Source organism: Actinomycetota bacterium (assembly GCA_019347675.1).
Taxonomy (GTDB): domain Bacteria; phylum Actinomycetota; class Nitriliruptoria; order Nitriliruptorales; family JAHWKO01; genus JAHWKW01.
The window spans coordinates 14,996-33,430 of record JAHWKW010000026.1 but is presented as its reverse complement, the minus strand read 5'-3'; the positions used below and the strand labels follow the sequence as shown (position 1 = coordinate 33,430).

The window sequence follows — 18,435 nt, the reverse complement described above, 5'->3', positions numbered from 1 at the left end:
CACCTCGCCTTGGGCATCGAGGTCCACGTGGACCCGGTCGGACAGTTCCTCGGTACGGTTGATGCTCGCGTCCGGTTCGTCGACCAGCAGCACGTAGAGCACATCGGTTTCGCCGTCGTACGTGTAGAGCGCCATCGGTTCGCCTTTCACCCGCGCCACACCGTGATCACGAGCTCGTCGTCGGGATCGACGACGACGGTCAGTCTCGTCCCAGACACTTCAACCGTCATCCTGACGTTACCCCTCTGGTCCTCGCCCAGGACATCGCCTTGTTCAAGGGCCGCGACGAGCCCTTCCTCGCTGACCGCTGGCGCATCACGGCGGATCCACCGCAACTTGTTCTTGGCATGCCGGCTGAGACGGGTCATCTCCCGGTCTCGTCCTGATGCGACGCGTCGTCGTCCTTCTCAGGTTCCCGCAACTGCTCGTTGAAGCGCCGTGCTGCCTCACGCTGCATGCCGGGCATGACCTCCTGGTAGATGTCGTCGCGGTGGCCGAGGAAGCGGACGGGCAGGCCCGATGGACGCGCGCCGGAACCCGGCCTCCTCCGCGAGTTTCGCGATACGCACGAGGCTCGGCGCGTCGTGCTGCTCCGAGCTCAGGAAGATCCCGACCTCCACCACGTCCCCTCCTCCGCCCCCTGATCGGGGTCAGGCAACCGAGCGTCGGGGCGCTGTCCGTGCACGCCGGCCCGTACGGACGGCCGCGTCCATGCCTTCGACGGTCAACAGCATCAGCGCCAGCAGGAGCACCGTGACGATCGGCGGCACGCGCTTTGCCCGCCGGTCGGCGACTAGCGTGCCATCGGAACCGCCGCCGCGCCGACTGCCGCCTCGCGCCGTCGGCACGGCACCTACCCTGCGTGGTCGGCGGGTGCCTGTGGGAGAAACGACATGACCGCTGACCGACGGCCACAGCAGGCCAACGAGGGAGACCCGCAAGCAGACAAAGACGGCGAAGCCATGCGCGAGCGTTACCGGGAGCTGCTCGAAGAACTCCGCACCATCATGCCGGGGGTCCAGGTGCTGTTCGCCTTCTTGCTGATCGCACCGTTCTCCAGCCGCTTCACAGAACTGGACAACCTCGGCATCCGCGCCTTTGCCATCGCGTTGGTCACTGCAGCCATCGCCACGATGGTCTTCCTCACCCCCGCTGCCTACCACCGGCTGCGCCCCCAACGCCACCGGCGCGAACGACTCATCACGTCGGTCAGGACTCAGCTCGTCGGCATGGCTCTACTCGCGTTCGCCACCGCGGACGCGGTATTCGTGGTGATCCGGTTCCTCTTCGACACCACCGCGGGAGCGGCAGCCGCAGGGCTTGTGTTACTCGTCGTGCTGGGTCTCTGGGTGGTACTTCCCGAGGCTCGCAGTTCACGCCTCTGATGCCCAGCGGCGACGGACACCTCACCCCACGCGAAGCGGACCATGCCGCCACGACTTCACCTCAGCGGCGTGATAGACGCCAACCGTGTCCGACGAACCGGGTGCTGTTCACGAACACCTAACCTGCGGGTTCATCCTCGATGGCGGCACGTTCGCGGCGCTGGCCGACCACGACCGCGCGGTGGGCGGCGACGACCCCGAACAGGACGGTGGCCGCACCACCCACCTCAACCGCGCCGATCGGCTCGCCCAGGAGCGTCGCCCCCCAGACCATGGCGAGCACCGGCTGGAGGAGCAACGCGACCGCGGTGATGCTCGCTGGCAGCAGATGGACCGACGAGGTGATGAGCAGCCAGCCGAGGACCTGGCTGCCGAACGCGTAGGCCAGCATCCATCCGTTGTCCGCCGGGGTCACTGCCGGACCGGCGACCCCCTGCAACAACGCGAAGACGCCGGTGAGGATCGCCGCTCCGAGGGTCGCGGAAGCGATCACCTCGACCGACCGGGCGGCCGGGCGACGGAGTCGTGCGTGCCGCAGGACGATGAGGTAGATGGCGTAGAACAGCCCGGCCAGCACGCCGAGCCCGACGCCGACGAGCATCGACCCTCCCGCGGCGATGGGTTCGCCGCCCACGCCGAGGATCCACACCCCAACCAGGACCGGAACCAGCGCGCCCCAGAAAGCGACGTGCGGTCGTTCGCCGAAGGCGAAGATCGCGATGATGCTGACGAACACGACCTGGACGTTCGGCAGCATCGTGCCGAGGCCGGCCCCGATGATCGCGACGGACTCGTGCCAGACGATGAAGTCCATGCCGAGGAACACACCGGCGATGGTGGCGAACGCCACGATCCCGGCGCGTGGCGATCGGCGCTTCCCCACCGACCGTTGCCTCCACCAGATGAGCGCGGCGAAGATCGGCAGCGCGTAGGCGTTGCGGAGAAAGGCCGATCTCGCCGGTTCGATATCGGCGATCCGCACCCAGACGGCGCTGAAGCTTATGAGCACCACGCCGGTCCAGGTACGTAGGAGCGGATGGCGAGGCCAGCGCAGGCGGTGGTGCCCTCGGGGCGGCGGTACGGAACCCGCAGTCTCCTCGACGCCCTGAGTCATGCGCGGACGTCTCGCTCACATGCGGGACGGCACGGTCGAGGTGCCCCTCCGCCAACGTCACCGTGGGTTCCTCGCGGCCGGTCGCAATCAGGCAGCGATGTCATGTCGAGGGCCGGGCGTTCACCCATAGCGAAGCGGCAGGGACCAGTGGTTGGGTGGCGCGAGGCGGGTCCAGTCATGCACGGGCATTCGCAGCTCGCCGCGGACGGTACGGCTCGGGTTCACCACGACGTCCATCTTCGCCGCGGTCTCGCGCTTCGTCTCGTCGAGGACGTGAGAGGAGATAACCGGCCGTGACCGTGGCCCGGGAGTGCCCAGAGGGTCGTCACCGCGCGCAGCGGGATGCCAGCGAGCATCGCAAGCGATCCCGTCAAGTGGTGCAGAGGTTTGGTGCGAACGCCGTCTCCCCGCGTCCGCTGTTCCGGCTGTCACAACGGTTTCGCTCCGACGCCTACGGCGCCGCCGGCAACCGACTGTTCGTGGGCGGCTCGGCGCATCAGAGGCGATCAGGGCTCCAGGAGGTCGAGGATCGTGGCGACCTGGACGTCGGCGGTCGGCGCGTTGCCGTAGACGAAGTGGCCCCCAGCAGCACGACGTCGGGCTTGGCCTCGACCACGGGATCGACGGCGCGCTCCACCATGCCGGTCTTGGAGAACCACATGCCAACCTGGAGATCGCAGAACATCGCGACAGTGGCATCCGACCAGTCCTCGCCGAGTCCCGGCAACTCCACTTCGCGGTGTTGGACGTCAGGATGAAGCGCGATTTCGATGAGTGCCCCGTAGAAGAGCAGCAGCACGGGGTTGGCCGCTAGCACGCCGAGGCCGTACTTCAGGGGGCGGGTCACGGGCTTCCTCCAATCCGCAGCGACGTCTCGCTCCTCAGAGCGGTGCCGTAGCGTGGCCGAGTCCGTCGGAGCCCCCTGTCCGGGCAAGCATGCGCGAGGAGATCGCTACCCACACGCACGCGTACACATGCCGGTGACGACGTGGGTCGGGAAGCGAACGCCCCGGTACAGGCGCGACGAAGCGACAGCGACGGCCGCGAGTAGCGTCACGACGTCGGCCAGCCGTGCCGCCGCATGCCACGACGGGGAATCCTGTCTTCGATCACCGTCTGATCACGGAGACATGGCAAGACCCGTCGACGGGTACTCGACGTGGCATGCACGGGTCGTCAAAGCGACCTTCAACGGTACGCTGGGCTGCCGGAGGGCACCCGAGAAATGAGGGTCTCTTCCCTTGACAGCGGGTAGGCCCGTGAGGGTCTCGAGGGTTAGAATCCCTGTCCCTCCGCGAAATGGCGCGTCAACGACGAGCTGCAGCTGGTGCCGTGCTGTGCGGCGGAGCCAGGTGACTCGTCGGCGCGGCGGCCACCAACCTGGAGGGTTCGCATAGTCAGGCCTAGTGCGCACGCTTGGAAAGCGTGTAGGGGTGCAAGCCCCTCGAGGGTTCGAATCCCTCACCCTCCGCCAACAAACGTCGAGGTCAGAGAAGGTTTCGCGGATCCGGGCCCCCTTCGCGCCGAACCAGCCCGAACGCCCACTTGGTCACGACTTGGTCACAGGTGGTGTGCGGGCCCGGTAGATGCTTGACACGTTGGCTCCGGTAGGTGGGTGACAGATCCCGGACGTGGCTCCGGGTCCTGCGCGACGGTGGCTCCGGTTCCTGTGTGACACCTGCGGCCGGTTGGAAGCTGCTCCTCGAACGTGTTGGCGGACGAGGAGTGGCTCGTGCTGGTGGTGTTGGGCGTGATCGAGCAGCGGCACGCGGCGGTGTTGGAGGTCGTGGTCGAGGGCGCGGCGGTCACCGAGGTGGCCTGCCGCTACGGGGTGAGCCGACAGACGGTGCACCGGTGGCTGCGGGCGTACGCCAAGGCGGGTCTGGCAGGCCTGGTTGACCAGTCCTCCAAGCCGGGGTCGTGTCCGCACCAGATGCCGCCCGAGCTCGAGGCGCAGATCGTGGCGATGCGCTGCGAGCACCCAGGGTGGGGTCCACGCACGCCGACCGTAACCGTGCCGCGACGAGGCCTTCGAGCCGCCCGCCCACAGCAGGGTCAGGCGGAGAGCAGCTTGGCGCGGGTCAGCTCGTCGATCACCTGACCGGGAAGGCCGATCACCTCGAGGTGGACGATGTGGGTCCCGTCGGCGCCGTCGACGATGTCGATGACGCGGGCGAGGAACGGCTCGTCGGGATCTCCGGCGACGATCACGCGGGCTTCGGCGATGCGATCGGGGTCGGACGCCTCCTCGAGCACGCTCCAGATGTCGCCGGTCTCGTCGATTTGGTGGACATCCGCGGGCAGGGCCACCTCGACATCCGTGGTAGGGGTCTCGGTCATCGCCCTGTCCCTCCGAGGTCGTACGGGTTCTCCTCGCGATGCGGCAGCCGCGGCCAGGAGGTCATCGGCCCGGGACTGAGTGTCGGGCTCCACGAGCACGGTGTCGTGGTGCGGGTCGGCGACGTCGGCAACAGGTCGAAGCCTGCCGCGAGCACACGTCGCACCGTTCCCCAGCGGTAGTGGTGACGTGTGCGGTCGGCATCGGTGCGGAGCACCGCGTCGCGCTCGTCCGAGGGGACGACGTGGACGGAGACACCGAAGCAGGCCGCGCCACGACAGGTCCACTGCGTCGACATCCGCCGAGCGAAGTCCAGCGGCTTGTCGTGGTGTTCGGACTGCCGCGCGGGACGATCTGGTCGTCGTCCAGGCGGTAGAGACCTCAGCCTGGGAGCTCGGCCGGTTCCTCGGCCGCGAGGCGAGCCCGAAGGTGGCCACGATGTGACCGCGGCAGCGAGCGACGAACGTCCGCCGCCCCGCGGCCGCCACCGGGCCTCTCGCTCATGCCTCCTCGGGGGTATGGTTCACCATCCACATGACCCCGAACTTGTCCGTGAAGCTGCCGTAGTAGTCCCCCCACGGCTGGTCGCCGATCGGCATCTCGATCTCTCCACCCTGCGAGAGTGCCTCGAAGACCCGGTCCGCCTCTTGTCTGCTGTCCGGGTGGACCGACACGTAGACGTTGTTGCCTTGGACCAGTTCCTGTCCGAGGGAATCCAGGGCGTCGCTGGCCATCAGGATGTCCCCGTCACCGATGGGCAGGGCGATGTGCATGATCTTGTCCTGGTCTTCCGCGGGGATGTCGACACCCTCCATCGGGAAGTCCTTGAAGCGGACGTGCGACGAGAACTCGCCGCCGAACACCGATCGGTAGAAGTCGAACGCTTCTTCGGCGTCGCCGGCGAAGTTGAGGTAGGTGTGCAGTCTCGTCATCGTTCCACCTTTGGACTCGTGCTCACGGTCCGTCGTATGCGCGCTGTAGTTCCGCGAGGTCGAACTTCTTCATCCCGAGGAACGCCGCGGTGACCCGCGCGGTCTGGTGTTCCGTGCCGTTGCGCAGCAGTTCATCGAGGTCAGCGGGCACCACCTGCCATGAGAGCCCGTAGCGGTCCTTCAGCCAGCCGCACTGTTCGGCCTCAGCAACCGCGGAGAGGGCATCCCAGTAGCGGTCGATCTCCTCCTGCGTCTCGCAACTGATCATGAAGGAGACCGCCTCATTGAAGCCGAACCGGTGGTCATGGGCGCTGTCCATGGCCGCGAACTCCTGGCCCGCCAGCCAGAAGCTGGCGTGCTTGATCGTCCCCGCAACGTCGGGCGCTTCGTCCATCCCGTAGCGGAGGAGGTGGCCGACCTTGGAGTCGGAGAACAGCGAGGTGTAGAAGGCGATCGCCTCCTCGGCCTTGCCGCAGACCTCGCTCACGAACATGAGCGTGGCCGTGATCCGCTGGCCTACTTCTTGCTGGTCGGCATGCATGATCTGCCACGACAGTCCGTACCGGTCCTCGGTCCAGCCGTAGCGGCCGCTGAACGGGTACGAGTCCAGCGGCATGAGCGGTGTGCCGCCGTCCGACAGCCTGCCCCAGAAGAAATCGACCTCTTCGGGACTGTCGCAGGACACGAGGAACGACACGGACGGGTTGAACTCGAACAGCGGGCCGGCGCTGATGGCCGCGAACGGCTGGCCCCATAGCTCGAACGACACGACGTCGGTGTCTCCCGACGGGGTGTCGCGGATCGTGGTCACATCGGTGATCATCGAATCCGGGAAAGTGGAGGCGTAGACCTCGGCCGCCTCCACGGCCTGCGTGTCGAACCACAGGTGTGGCGTGATCTTCCGCATCTGAGCCTCCTTGTCGACCCTCGCAGCATCCTCTCAGACGATGCCGTCCGTCCGAACTCATCGGGCGACGCCGTCTCGACCGCACGTCTCGTCGGGCGTGGAACCTCCTCGGGGAACACACTCTTGCCGCCACCCAGTCGGATCAGTTCCGGCATGAGCCTGTCCTCGTCGACGAGGCCGTTGCTGATCGGGGTCGGCGCAAGCGACGCGCTGTCCACGACCTGCACGTCGCCACCGGACCGCTGACCCAGTTCTCCGGCTGCCGCCCGCGCATCCCGCGGACGACCTCGCGGTCGTGGTCGTTTCGGAGGAACACCGCCCGAGGGGTGGCGGGTATGAGACGAACCCGACCGTTCTGCACAAAGCTCAGGCCAGACATGGGGTTTTGCGGATCTGGTGTCTAGGCCGTCAACCCCGTAACAGACGTGGAAAGCATGGACGGGTCGACGCCTGGAGGGTTCGGATCGAATCCCTCACCCTCCGCTTGCGGACACCGCAGCGACGAGCCGGTACGCTCGCCGCCGACGCGGGGCTCGAGCCCGGCGGTGCGCTCCGGTCGTCCCCCCGGCGACGTCCTCCGGTGAACCGGGTCAGGGCCGGAAGGCAGCAGCCCTAAGCCGTTCTTGGACGGGTGCCGGACGGGGCGGCCGGAGCGGACCTTCGGGTCTCGGGCCTCGCGGCCGTTGCAGGAGGTTCGGGTGGCGTACGTCTCGCTGTACCGCAAGTACCGCCCGCAATCGTTCGCGGAGGTGGTGGGGCAGCGACACGTCACCCAGACGCTCGCCAACGCGATCGCCGAGGACCGCCTACACCACGCCTACCTGTTCACCGGCCCCCGCGGCACCGGGAAGACCTCCACGGCACGCATCCTGGCCAAGGCGGTGAACTGCGATCAGGGCCCCACCCCCGATCCCTGCCAGGTGTGCGACCTGTGCGTGCAGATCACCGGCGGCTCGTCGGTGGATGTGATCGAGCTCGACATGGCCTCCCACGGTGGGGTGGACGACGCCCGGGAACTGCGCGAGCGCGCCATGTTCGCACCCGCCCGGGCACGCAAGAAGGCCTACATCCTCGACGAGGTGCACATGGCCTCGACCGCGGCGTTCAACGCGCTGCTGAAGCTGATCGAGGAGCCCCCGCACCACGTGATGTTCGCGATGGCCACGACCGACCCGCAGAAGGTCCTGCCGACGATCTTGTCCCGCGTGCAGCGCCTCGACCTGCGCCGGGTCGGGGCGCAGGACGTCGCCGCGCACGTGAAACGCGTCGTGGTGCTCGAAGGTCTGTCGATCGACGACGACGCGGTCGAGGCGGTCGTGCGCGCCGGCGACGGCTCCGTGCGTGACACCCTGTCGATCCTGGAGCAGGTGCTGTCGTTCGGCGGCGGTCACGTCACCGGCGACGCCGTGGCCCAGGTCCTGGGACACACGCCGGCGGAGCGGACGTTCGAGACGGTGTCGTTGCTGGCGGCCCGCGACATCGCCGGGTTGCTGGCGCTCACCCAATCGCTCCTCGACGAGGGTCACGACCTGCGCCGGTTCGCCCTCGACCTCGTCCAGCACCTCCGCGACCTGCTGGTGCTGCAGGTGGCACCCGACCGGCCGGACCTGGTCGACGCCACGGCGGAGCGGCGGACGCGGCTGGCCGGGCAGGCACAGTTGCTGCCGCGCGAGACGCTGCTACGGGCGGTCGACGTGCTGGCTGAGACCATCGCCGAAATGCGGCGGGGACCGGCGCGTCTCCCGATCGAGCTGGCGCTGGCCAAGCTCGCGCTCCCGGAGGTGATCGGCGACGTCGCCGCACTGGCCGACCGGGTGGCACGCCTGGAGACAGCGGCGCCCCGCCCGGCGCACGGGGTCCAGGCAAGCGGCGACGGTCCGGCGCCCCGCCCGGCGCACGGGGCCCAGGCAAGCGGCGACGGTCCGGCGCCCCGCCCGGCGGACGGGGTCGGTGCTCCGCGCGACGCTGGGGTCCCCCACCCGGAGATCACCGCAGCGGACGCGACCGAAGTGCCCGCTGCCGGGCCTGTCGCCCACGTCGATGGGGACGTGTTCAGCACGGTCGTGGGGCGCTGGCGTCAGGTGCTCGATCACCTCAAGCAGCACAGCGTCCGGTTGCACGCGATCGCACAGGCAGGAACGCCGATGCGCCTCGAGGGCGACGGTCTGGTGCTGGCGTTCCCGTCGAGCTTCCACGCCGACGAGGTCGGTCGGCCGGACCACGCCGAGGCGGTACGGAAGGTCATCGAGCAGGTCTGCGACGTCGCGGTGCAGCTGCGCACCGAGGTCGCGTCCGGCGACGGTGATCCGCCCGCGCCTGACCCCGCGCCGCTGTCCCAGGAGCTTTCCCAGGAGGAGACCGAGGTCGGCGAGGCTGAGCACACCGGCCACGAGGTGGACGAGCACACGGCCGCCACGCACGCTGCGACGCTGCTGCGTGAGGAGCTCGGCGCGCAACCCGTCGAGGAACGGTAGGCAGCGGTGCTCTACGAGGGTGCGGTGCAGGACCTGATCGACGAGCTCGGGCGGCTGCCGGGGATCGGGCCCAAGAGCGCCCAGCGCCTGGCGTTCCACCTGCTGCAGGCAGACCCGGCCGACGCACGCCGGCTCGCGGAGGCGATCGTCGAGGTCAAGGAGCGGGTGCGGTTCTGCCGGCGGTGCTGGAACGTCGCCGAGCACGACGAGTGCCGCATCTGCCGCGACCCCCGCCGCGATCCCGCGCTGCTGTGCGTGGTCGAGGAGCCCCGTGACGTGATCGCGATCGAACGCACCCGCGAGTTCCGCGGGCGCTACCACGTGCTCGGCGGGGCGATCTCACCGATCGACGGGATCGGTCCCGACGACCTGCACGTCAAGGAGCTCCTCGGTCGGCTCGACACCGAAGGTGTGACCGAGATCATCCTCGCGACAAACCCCAACGTCGAGGGGGAGGCCACCGCGTCGTACCTCAGCCGACTGGTCCGCCCGTTGGGCGTACGCGTCACGCGGATCGCCAGCGGCCTCCCGGTCGGCGGCGACCTCGACTACGCCGACGAGGTCACGTTGGGGCGGGCGTTCGCGGGGCGCCGCGACCTGTAGACCCTCGGGGCTCGCGCCGTGGAGAGTCTGATCCAGTCGGTCATCGACGCGGTCCTTGGTATGAGCGGTCCGGTCGCGTACACCGTGATCGGTCTGCTGGCGTACGGCGAGGCGGCGGCGTTCCTGGGGCTGGTGACGCCCGGGGAGACCGCCATGGTGCTCGGCGGGGTCCTGGCCGCAGAGGACCAGGTCTCGCTGGTCACGATGGCCGCGGTCGCCGCGGTCGCCGCGGCGCTCGGGGACTCGACCGGGTACTGGCTGGGTCGGCGCTGGGGACGCCAGCTGGCGGAGTGGGAACCGGTCCGTGCGCGCTTCGGGGAACGCATCGACCGCACGGCGGAGTACTTCAAGGATCGGGGTGGCAGCGCGGTCGCGCTCGGACGGTGGGCGACCGTCCTGCGGACGTTCCTGCCGTTCGTGGCCGGGCTGAGCCGGATGCCCTACGGCCGGTTCCTGCTGTTCAGTGTTCCCAGCGCGTTGGTGTGGGCGGTGTCGTTCGTTTCCCTGGGCTACGTCGCTGGTCGGTCGTGGCGCGTGATCCAGCGGTACGCCGGGCCCGCGTCCTTGCTGGTGCTGCTCCTCATCGTGGTGGCCTTCCTCATCCGCGTCGCGGCACGCCGGGCGATGCGCGAGCCACAGCGCCTGAGGGCCTTCGCCGAACGGATCGTCGGCACCCGGCCGGCGCGTTGGCTACGTCGTCGGTACGGGGCGCAGCTGCGGTGGCTCGGCCGGAGATTCGACCCGACGATCGCACGGGGGCTGAACCTCACGCTCGGCCTCCTGGTCGTCGCGGCGGGCGCGACCCTGGCCGGTGCCGTGCTGAACGACGTGCGCGGGTTGGAGGGTCTCGCCGCGTTCGATCCGCCGGTGCGGGGCTGGTTCGAACAGGTGCGGACGCCGACGGCCGCCGCGGTGTCCGAGGTCGTGGCCGGCACGTTCGAATTGCCGTGGCTGTCCGCACCGACGTTGCTGATAGCCGTCTACGCGTGGCGGCGAACGTCCGTGCGGGCTGCGTTACGTGTCGTCGTGGGGGCCGTCGGGGCAGCGGGGATCGCGATCGTGGCCCGGACGATCGTGACCGAACGCATCGCCGCCACCGAGTTCCCGTCCACGGCGGTGGCGGTCGTCGCGGCTCTGGCCGCGCACCTGGTCGCGGTGGCCGGCACCCGTCTGGAGTGGGCCACTGCCGTCAAGTGGGTCGCGGCCGGGGTGTTCGCCATCGTGGTGGTCGGCGTCGCGGAGCTGGTCACCGCAGACGCGTCGCTGACCGGTGTCCTGTTCGGTGCCGCGGTGGGTGCTGCATGGGCAGCCGCCGTCGAGGTGCAAGCTCGGCTGCCGTTCCGCGCGCTCCTCGACGACGAGGACAGTTCCGGTCGGCCAGCCCAGCCGCGGACATGACCAGGCGTTCATGCTGCCAGGGGCCGGTCGTCTGCCACCCTGGAGGCATGTTCGAGAACCGACGGGACGCCGGTCGTCGGCTGGCCCAGCGTGTCAGCGACCTCGCCTCCGAGGAACCGGTGATCCTCGGCCTTCCGCGCGGTGGCGTGCCGGTCGCCTACGAGGTGGCGCAGGCGCTGAACGCGCCGCTGGACGTGCTCGTCGTGCGCAAGGTCGGCGCCCCGCACAACCCCGAGTTCGGCGTCGGGGCGGTCGGCGAGGACGACGTCCTGCTCCTCGATCAGGGCTCCCTGTCGCGGCTGGGGTTGTCGCGGGCTGACCTGCAGTCGACCATCGACGAGGAGCGCGAGGAACTCGACCGCCGCCTGCAGCGCTACCGCAGCGGCCGCCCGGCCGTCGCCATCGAAGGCCGCACCGCGGTCGTGGTCGACGACGGGATCGCCACCGGGGTGAGCGCCTCGGCCGCGGCGAAGGTCCTGCGCGAACGGGGCGTGGAACGGGCGGTGCTGGCCGTCCCGGTCGGACCACCCGATAGCGTGCAGGCGCTGAAGGACGACTACGACCAAGTGATCGCGCTCGAGACTCCCGCCTCGTTCATGGCGGTGGGATCCTGGTACAGCGACTTCGGCCAGACCCGCGACGACGAGGTCGTCGAGCTGCTGTCCCGCGCGTACGAAGAGCGAGGAGGCGGCGATGCCGCGTGACGTCCGCGTCGACGTGGGAAGCGGGCTCGCCCTGCCCGGCTACCTGGAGGTGCCAGACGGGGCCGGGGGTGTGGTGCTGTTCGCGCACGGCAGCGGCAGCAGCCGCGACAGCCCACGCAACCAGCACGTCGCGCGGATCCTGAACGACGCCGGGTTCGCCACACTGCTCTTCGACCTGCTCACATCCGAGGAGGCGGGCGACCGCGCCAACGTCTTCGACATCGGGCTCCTCGGCCAGCGGCTGCTGGACGCCGCCCGGTGGGTCGACCAGGAGGCCGACGCCAGCGGCCTTCAGATCGGTCTGTTCGGCGCGAGCACCGGCGCAGCCGCGGCGTTGACGGCAGCCGCGGACCTGCCCGACAGGGTCGGGGCGGTCGTGTCCCGTGGCGGCCGACCGGACCTAGCCGAACACCGGCTCGCCGAGGTGATCACACCGACGCTGCTGATCATCGGCGGGTTGGACACGGCGGTGATCGGGTTGAACGAGGAGGCCGCACAGCGGCTGAGGGGAGAGCACGAGGTCGTGATCGTCGAGGGAGCCAGTCACCTGTTCGAGGAGCCGGGCAAACTCGACGAGGTCGCCGAACACGCGGTGCGCTGGTTCGACAAGCACCTGGCAGGCTCGCGCGGCTAGCGCCCCGCCGCAGCGTCGACCGACTGGAGCAGCGCCGAACGCGCCCACAGCAGCGCCGAGACCCGCCGCCCGGCCGGCAGCATGCAGCCGGCGCCCGGCGTGGCCACCCGGGCCTGCGTTCCACGTGCGCACCGAGACCGTCGGGAAGGAGGATCGCCATGGTCGACATCCAGCTGGTCGAGGAGACACCGTTCCGGTGGCGCATCGACCCCACCGGTGCCATGCGCGTCCCGGGAATGGTGTACGCGTCGCAGGAGCTGCTCCCCGACATCCAGGAGGACGAGTCGCTGCAGCAGGTCGCCAACGTCGCGACCCTGCCGGGGATCGTCGAGGCCAGCTTCGCGATGCCGGACATGCACTGGGGGTACGGCTTCCCGATCGGGGGTGTCGCCGCGTTCGACGTCGCAGAGGGGGGCATCGTCTCGCCAGGCGGCGTCGGCTTCGACATCTCGTGCGGGGTCCGGCTCCTGATCGCCCCGATGGACCGCGACGAGCTGCGTGCCCACCGCGACAACCTGATGGACCGACTCGACCGGGAGATCCCGCGCGGCCTTGGGCGGGGCGCGGTGTGGGACATCGACGACGAGGAAAAGCTGGCGCAGATCCTGCTGCGCGGTTCGGCGTACGCGGTCGAGCGCGGCAAGGGGACCGAACGCGACCTCGAACGCACCGAGGACCGCGGGTTCCTGCCCGACGCCGACCCCACACGGGTGAGCAACCGCGCGGTCGACCGCGGCATCGCGCAGGTCGGCAGCTTGGGGTCGGGCAACCACTTCTTGGAGATCCAGTACGTCGAACAGGTCGTCGACGCCGACGTCGCCCAGGGGTTCGGGCTGCACGAGGGGCAGGTGGCGGTGATGATCCACACCGGCTCACGCGGTCTCGGCCACCAGATCTGCCAGGACCACGTCCGCAGGATGAAGCCGGCGATGGAAGCCTACGGGATCGCGGTCCCCGACCGTCAGCTGGCCTGCGCCCCGGTCGAATCGACCCAGGGCAAGGCCTACCTGCAAGCGATGGCAGCCGGAGCGAACTTCGGCCGGGCGAACCGACAGTTGCTCGGCGAGGCGGTGCGGGACGCGTTCGGACAGATCACGGGCCACCGCGATCTCGAGCTGCTGTACGACGTGTCGCACAACCTCGCCAAGATCGAGCGTCACCCGGTCGACGGGCGGGAGCGGACCCTGTGCGTGCACCGCAAGGGAGCGACGCTCGCGCTTGCCCCGGGCCATCCGGATCTCCCCGACGAGCTGCGTCCCTTCGGACAGCCAACGCTGGTGCCCGGCTCGATGGGGACGGGGTCGTGGGTGCTGACCGGCGTGGAGGGCGGTGCGGCCTTCTTCTCCGCCTGTCACGGGGCGGGTCGGACGATGAGCCGCAAGCAAGCCAAGGGGCAGCAGGACGGGTCGGCCCTGCACCGCGAGCTCGAGGCTCGAGGCATCGTGGTGCGTGAGGAGTCGCAGCGGGACCTGCCCGAGGAGGCGCCCTACGCCTACAAGGACGTCGATGCCGTGGTGGGGGTGTGCGAGGAGGCGCGCCTGGCGCGCCGCGTGGCGCGGCTGCGCCCGCTGGGCGTCGTGAAAGGCTGAAGCCGGCCGCGCAGCGCTGTCAGCTGCGCTGGGTCCAGTACACGTCGGTGCGGTACGGGTGTTGGACGCGAACGCGGCCGCCTGTGTCGGGGTCGGAGGACAGCACGTCGCGGATCGCGGCTTCGACCGTCACACGCTCGGCCTCGTCGAGCACCGCGATGAAGCTGATCGACAGGTAGCGGTCCACGACCTGATCGACGGTCAGAGCCGACGCGTGGCGGAACGACCGCAGCCGCAAGCGGCCGAACCCGCCCGTCTCGTCGAACGCGCGCTTCCAGGCGCCGCGCGCGTGGCGGGGCGCGTCCTTGGAATACGGCTCGATGACCGCGCTCAGCCGCGCCACCCAACCGACCGACTCGTCACGGACGTTCCAGACCAAGCCGAGCCGCCCGCGAGGGCGCAGGACACGACGGAGCTCGGCGAGCGCTCGCGGGCCGTCGAACCAGTGGAACGACTGGCCGGCCGTGACGGCGTCGGCGGCGGCATCGTCGACGGGCATCGCTTCGGCCGTACCGTCGCGCACGTCGACGGTGGGCAACTCGTCGGCGAGGCGGTCACGCATCGCGTCGACCGGCTCCACCGCGACGACGTCCGCGCCGGTGGTGACCAGGGCGCGGGTCAGCTTCCCCGTGCCGGCACCCACGTCGACGACCACCCGCCCCGCCTGCAGGCCCAACGCAGACGCCAGGAACGTCACCGCGTCCGGGGGGTAGCCCGGGCGGCCGCGTTCGTAGGCGTCAGCGGCTGCAGCGAACCCGTCTCTGGCCAAGTGATGCACCCCGTCGGTCACACGTCGATCACCGCGTGGCAGCGCCAACCCTGCGGTCCCGCCTGGACCTGCAGTGCGTGGTGGGTGACCGCCTTCGGGACGGCCCCGGCGGGACGGACTCGCTCGACCGGGGCGACCTCGAGCTCGCCGCTGATGCCCCCGTCGGGCTCGTCGACGAGTTCGCCGCCCACCGGGACGACGCCGCGGGCGTCGAGGAGGTAGATCACCTCGTCGAGGAGGTCGACGAGGAGGTCCTCGTCAGCGGCGGGTCCAAACGCGACTGCGTGGCGGCCGTCGGACGCGACGTCGGTCGTGTCGGCGAACGAGCTGACCAGCGCCCGGACAGCCTGCGTGAAGCACGCGCCCCGCGTGGAACCCCACGCCTCGAACGCCATGTCGGCGGTGTGATCCCGCACGGCGAAACCGGCCTGGGGACGCTCGTCTCGGTCCGATGTCGCCCGACCCTCGTGCAGTGGCCCGCCGCCCGCGCCCGCCGAGCCACCGGCAGGCGAAGCGCTGGCGAACGCGGCCGCGGCGAGGAGCCCGACCGCTCCGATCAGCGTCGCGACGACACCGGCGGTCAGTCCCCCGTCGGGTCCCACCGCCAGCCATGACAGGGCCAGGCCGCCAGCGGCGACCGCGGCGACCAGCCGCGGCCAGGCTGCGTCTCCCAGGACGGCGGCGAGCGACGGCAACGCAGCGATCATCACGAGCCCGAACGCCACCGTCGGTTGTCCCGCGCGTCGTCCCCACGAGCGCAGGCCGAGGTCGAGCGCCAGCGTTCCGTCGCCCGTCCACGGGAGGAACATCGCCAGGATCAGGGCGGCGCTGGCCAGGAGCGCGACCGCCCGACCGGCCACGACGCCACCAACCCGCCCCGCCGTCACGACGCGTGACGGTAGCCCAACCGCCCGACCGGCCACGACGCCACCAACCCGCCCCGCCGTCACGACGCGCGACGGTAGCCCAACCGCCCGACCGGCCACGACGCCACCAACCCGCCCCGCCGTCACGACGCGTGACGGCAGCCCAACCGCCCGCCCGGCCACGACGCCACCAACCCGCCCCGCCGTCACGGCGCATGACGGTAGCGGTACGCTGGTCAGCCATCCTGGGAAGCCCCAGCGCCCCACATCAGCCAGCCGGACCGAGGCGCACGTGGCCCTGATCGTGCAGAAGTACGGCGGCAGCTCGGTCGCGGAGGTCGAGCGCATCAAACGGGTCGCCTCGCGGATCGCGCAGGCGAGAGCCGAAGGCCACGACGTGGTGGTCGTCGTGTCGGCGATGGGCACCACCACCGACGATCTGGTGGAGCTGGCCCGGCGCATCGCACCCGCCCCGCCCGGCCGCGAGCTGGACATGCTGCTCACCGCCGGCGAGCGCATCTCGATGTCTCTGCTGGCCATGGCGCTGGCCGCAGAGGGGGTCTCAGCCCGGTCGCTGACCGGATCGCAAGCGGGGATCATCACCGACGCGCTGCACGGCAAGGCCCGGATCGTGGACATCACGCCCGGCCGGGTGCGCGGGGCGCTCGCCGACGGAGACGTCGTGATCGTCGCCGGGTTCCAAGGGGTGTCGCAGGACACCAAGGACGTCACCACACTGGGGAGGGGCGGGTCGGACACCACCGCGGTGGCGCTGGCGGCGTCGCTGCATGCCAACGTGTGCGAGATCTACACCGACGTGGACGGGATCTACACCGCCGATCCGCGCCTGGTGCCGTTTGCCCGCAAGCTGCATTACGTGTCGTTCGAGGAGATGCTCGAGCTGGCGGCGCAGGGCGCCCGGGTGCTGCAGACCCGGTCCGTGGAGTTCGCTCGTAACTACGACGTGCTGGTCCACGTCCGATCCTCGTTCACCAACGACGACGGGACGTGGATCGGGCCGGAGGACGCCAGAGCCATGGAGGACGCCTACATCGCGGGCATCGCGCACGACACCACCGAGGCGAAGGTCACCGTGCAAGGTGTGCCGGACCGCCCCGGCGTCGCTGCGCAGATGTTCACCGCGTTGGCGGACGCCAACGTCAACGTGGACATGATCGTGCAGAACGTCTCGATCGACGGGATCACCGACATCTCGTTCACGGTGCCGCGTGACGACGCCGACCACGCTGCCGACCTGATCCGATCGATCCTCGACGACCTCGGCGCCAAGGACGTGATCCTCGACCGCGGCGTGGCCAAGGTGGCGTTGGTCGGTGCGGGGATGCGGACGCATCCGGGTGTGGCTGCCAAGATGTTCGAGACGCTCGCCACGGCTGGTGTGAACATCGAGATGATCTCGACCTCGACCATCCGGATCTCGGTCGTGGTCCGCCAGGACGACGTGGAGACGGCGGTGCGTGCCATCCACGACGCCTTCGACCTGGAGACCGCCAGCCTCGCCCGCGACGACAGGTGACGACATGACCGAACCGGACGCCGAACCACAACCACGCGCTCGCGTGCAGCGCCCCGCCGGGGAGCGCCAGGAACAGGCCGGCGCATCCAACCGCCCGTTGCGGTTAGCGATCGTTGGCGCCACCGGTGCGGTCGGTGAGGAGATGCGCCGCCTGCTGGTCGAGCGCGCGTTCCCGATCGACGGCGACCCGGTCATGGTCGCCAGCGAACGGTCGGCCGGGCGGCGCATCCGCTACGGCGACCACGACGTCGAGGTCGTGACGCTCGCCCCCGAGGTGTTCGACCGCGTCGATCTGGCCTTGTTCTCCGCCGGCAGTGACGTGTCGCGGGAGTGGGCGCCGATCGCGGCGGGGCGGGGCGCGACGGTCGTCGACAACTCGTCGGCGTGGCGCGGCGACCCCGACGTGCCGCTGGTCGTGACCGAGGTGAACCCGCACGCGCTCACCACCCGACCCATCGGCATCGTGGCCAACCCCAACTGCACCACGATGGTCCTGACGGTGGCGGTCAAGCCGCTGCACGACGCGTTCGGGCTGATCGCGATGGTCGCCACCTCCTACCAGTCGGCGAGCGGCGCGGGTCAGAAGGGGATCACCGAGCTGATCGAGCAGACCCGCAAGCTGGTGGAGGATCCCGACATGCTCCGGCGACGGGGCGCCGACGCGGCGACGTCCGTCCAGCCCGAGCAGTTCAGCAAGGCGGTGGCGCTCAACGTGCTGGCCCACTGCGGTTCGTTCACCGACGAGCGGTACACCGACGAGGAGTGGAAGCTCGTCAACGAGAGCCGCAAGATCCTCGAGCTGCCGGCGCTGCAGGTCTCGCCGACGTGCGTCCGGGTCCCCGTGGCGGTGGGCCACTCGATCGCCGCACGGCTGACCTTCGCACGTGAACCGACCGTCGCGGACGCGCTCGCGGCGGTCGATGCCGCCCCGGGCCTGGTGGTGGAGGACGGCACCGGCCAGGACGGCGAGCCCCTGGCCTACCCCACCCCGCTGGAGAGCGCCGGCCGCGACGAGGTCTTCGTCGGCCGGGTTCGCCGCGACCTGGCCGACCCGCATTCGCTGAACGTGTGGGTCAGCGGTGACAACCTGCTCAAGGGCGCGGCGTTGAACACGGTGCAGATCGCCGAGCTGCTCGCCCCGGAGCTGTAGCCCGTCACTGGGGGTGGAGACACGGACGCCGAGCA

Annotated in this window: 17 protein-coding genes, 1 tRNA gene, 1 other RNA gene and 1 pseudogene; 11 read left to right on the top strand and 9 right to left on the bottom strand. The window is 70.1% G+C overall.

Translation table 11 applies throughout. The features are described from left to right. Positions 1-135, bottom strand: a 135-nt coding sequence (locus KY462_14765; GenBank protein MBW3578969.1) for a DUF2283 domain-containing protein, incomplete at its 3' end; no start/stop codon positions are given. An 11-nt stretch (positions 136-146) separates the two neighbouring features. Next, positions 147-368 carry a hypothetical protein gene (locus KY462_14760; protein ID MBW3578968.1) on the bottom strand — a complete coding sequence of 74 codons (222 nt, stop codon included), beginning with the start codon at positions 366-368 and terminating at the stop codon, positions 147-149. Positions 369-893: 525 nt separating this feature from the next. Here KY462_14760 and KY462_14755 point away from each other — a divergent pair. Then, on the top strand, positions 894-1,385 hold the full coding sequence (locus KY462_14755) for a hypothetical protein (protein ID MBW3578967.1): 492 nt from the start codon (positions 894-896) through the stop codon (positions 1,383-1,385). A 118-nt stretch (positions 1,386-1,503) separates the two neighbouring features. Here KY462_14755 and KY462_14750 read toward each other — a convergent pair whose 3' ends face one another. Further along, positions 1,504-2,394, bottom strand: a complete 891-nt coding sequence (locus KY462_14750; protein MBW3578966.1) for a DMT family transporter — start codon at positions 2,392-2,394, stop codon at positions 1,504-1,506. A 601-nt stretch (positions 2,395-2,995) separates the two neighbouring features. Then, positions 2,996-3,346, bottom strand: a complete 351-nt coding sequence (locus KY462_14745; GenBank protein MBW3578965.1) for a hypothetical protein — start codon at positions 3,344-3,346, stop codon at positions 2,996-2,998. Between the two features lie 535 nt (positions 3,347-3,881). Here KY462_14745 and KY462_14740 point away from each other — a divergent pair. Then, positions 3,882-3,973 (top strand) — tRNA-Ser (locus KY462_14740). Between the two features lie 258 nt (positions 3,974-4,231). Further along, positions 4,232-4,600, top strand: coding sequence for a helix-turn-helix domain-containing protein (locus KY462_14735; GenBank protein ID MBW3578964.1), 369 nt, complete (start codon positions 4,232-4,234; stop codon positions 4,598-4,600). Here KY462_14735 and KY462_14730 read toward each other — a convergent pair. The 3 genes from KY462_14730 to KY462_14720 form a co-directional block, all read right to left on the bottom strand. Beyond that, positions 4,555-4,839 carry a hypothetical protein gene (locus tag KY462_14730; protein ID MBW3578963.1) on the bottom strand — a complete coding sequence of 95 codons (285 nt, stop codon included), beginning with the start codon at positions 4,837-4,839 and terminating at the stop codon, positions 4,555-4,557. The two genes, KY462_14735 and KY462_14730, sit on opposite strands and share 46 nt — an antisense overlap. Positions 4,840-5,337: 498 nt before the next feature. Further along, positions 5,338-5,769 (bottom strand): VOC family protein, encoded by a 432-nt coding sequence (locus tag KY462_14725; GenBank protein ID MBW3578962.1) that lies wholly within the window; start codon positions 5,767-5,769, stop codon positions 5,338-5,340. A gap of 22 nt (positions 5,770-5,791) precedes the next feature. Continuing rightward, positions 5,792-6,676 carry a VOC family protein gene (locus KY462_14720; protein ID MBW3578961.1) on the bottom strand — a complete coding sequence of 295 codons (885 nt, stop codon included), beginning with the start codon at positions 6,674-6,676 and terminating at the stop codon, positions 5,792-5,794. A gap of 554 nt (positions 6,677-7,230) precedes the next feature. Between KY462_14720 and ffs the strand changes: the two genes are divergently transcribed. The 6 genes and pseudogenes from ffs (at position 7,231) to KY462_14690 (ending at position 14,078) form a co-directional block, all read left to right on the top strand. Next, an RNA gene (gene ffs, locus KY462_14715) (signal recognition particle sRNA small type) lies at positions 7,231-7,328 on the top strand. Between the two features lie 46 nt (positions 7,329-7,374). Continuing rightward, the gene (dnaX, locus tag KY462_14710; GenBank protein ID MBW3578960.1) at positions 7,375-9,150 is read left to right on the top strand and encodes a DNA polymerase III subunit gamma/tau; all 1,776 of its coding nucleotides are present in this window, start codon (positions 7,375-7,377) and stop codon (positions 9,148-9,150) included. A gap of 6 nt (positions 9,151-9,156) precedes the next feature. Next, on the top strand, positions 9,157-9,753 hold the full coding sequence (gene recR, locus KY462_14705; GenBank protein ID MBW3578959.1) for a recombination mediator RecR: 597 nt from the start codon (positions 9,157-9,159) through the stop codon (positions 9,751-9,753). 18 nt (positions 9,754-9,771) lie between these two features. Further along, entirely contained in the window at positions 9,772-11,151 is a 1,380-nt protein-coding gene (locus KY462_14700) for a DedA family protein (protein MBW3578958.1), read from the top strand. A 47-nt stretch (positions 11,152-11,198) separates the two neighbouring features. Next, a pseudogene (locus KY462_14695) lies at positions 11,199-12,489 on the top strand (alpha/beta fold hydrolase). Between the two features lie 167 nt (positions 12,490-12,656). Further along, positions 12,657-14,078, top strand: a complete 1,422-nt coding sequence (locus KY462_14690; GenBank protein ID MBW3578957.1) for an RtcB family protein — start codon at positions 12,657-12,659, stop codon at positions 14,076-14,078. Between the two features lie 19 nt (positions 14,079-14,097). On the opposite strand, the gene KY462_14685 is transcribed toward KY462_14690, so the two are convergent. After that, positions 14,098-14,868, bottom strand: coding sequence for a class I SAM-dependent methyltransferase (locus KY462_14685; GenBank protein MBW3578956.1), 771 nt, complete (start codon positions 14,866-14,868; stop codon positions 14,098-14,100). Continuing rightward, positions 14,865-15,707: an archease gene (locus KY462_14680; protein ID MBW3578955.1), complete on the bottom strand. Its 843-nt coding sequence runs from the start codon at positions 15,705-15,707 to the stop codon at positions 14,865-14,867. Before KY462_14680 ends, KY462_14685 begins: the two co-directional genes overlap by 4 nt. Before the next feature lie 298 nt (positions 15,708-16,005). Here KY462_14680 and KY462_14675 point away from each other — a divergent pair, with 298 nt between their 5' ends. Then, positions 16,006-17,250 (top strand): aspartate kinase, encoded by a 1,245-nt coding sequence (locus KY462_14675; GenBank protein ID MBW3578954.1) that lies wholly within the window; start codon positions 16,006-16,008, stop codon positions 17,248-17,250. 4 nt (positions 17,251-17,254) lie between these two features. Beyond that, positions 17,255-18,400: an aspartate-semialdehyde dehydrogenase gene (locus KY462_14670; protein MBW3578953.1), complete on the top strand. Its 1,146-nt coding sequence runs from the start codon at positions 17,255-17,257 to the stop codon at positions 18,398-18,400. Positions 18,401-18,435: the final 35 nt, after the last annotated feature.

Bases quoted from the DNA above. Each gene is read 5' to 3' on its own strand.
- KY462_14755 (MBW3578967.1), top strand. From the start codon at position 894: ATGACCGCTGACCGACGGCCACAGCAGGCCAACGAGGGAGACCCGCAA.
- KY462_14730 (MBW3578963.1), bottom strand. From the start codon at position 4,839: ATGACCGAGACCCCTACCACGGATGTCGAGGTGGCCCTGCCCGCGGAT.
- KY462_14720 (MBW3578961.1), bottom strand. From the start codon at position 6,676: ATGCGGAAGATCACGCCACACCTGTGGTTCGACACGCAGGCCGTGGAG.
- KY462_14670 (MBW3578953.1), top strand. From the start codon at position 17,255: ATGACCGAACCGGACGCCGAACCACAACCACGCGCTCGCGTGCAGCGC.
- KY462_14760 (MBW3578968.1), bottom strand. From the start codon at position 368: ATGACCCGTCTCAGCCGGCATGCCAAGAACAAGTTGCGGTGGATCCGC.
- KY462_14725 (MBW3578962.1), bottom strand. From the start codon at position 5,769: ATGACGAGACTGCACACCTACCTCAACTTCGCCGGCGACGCCGAAGAA.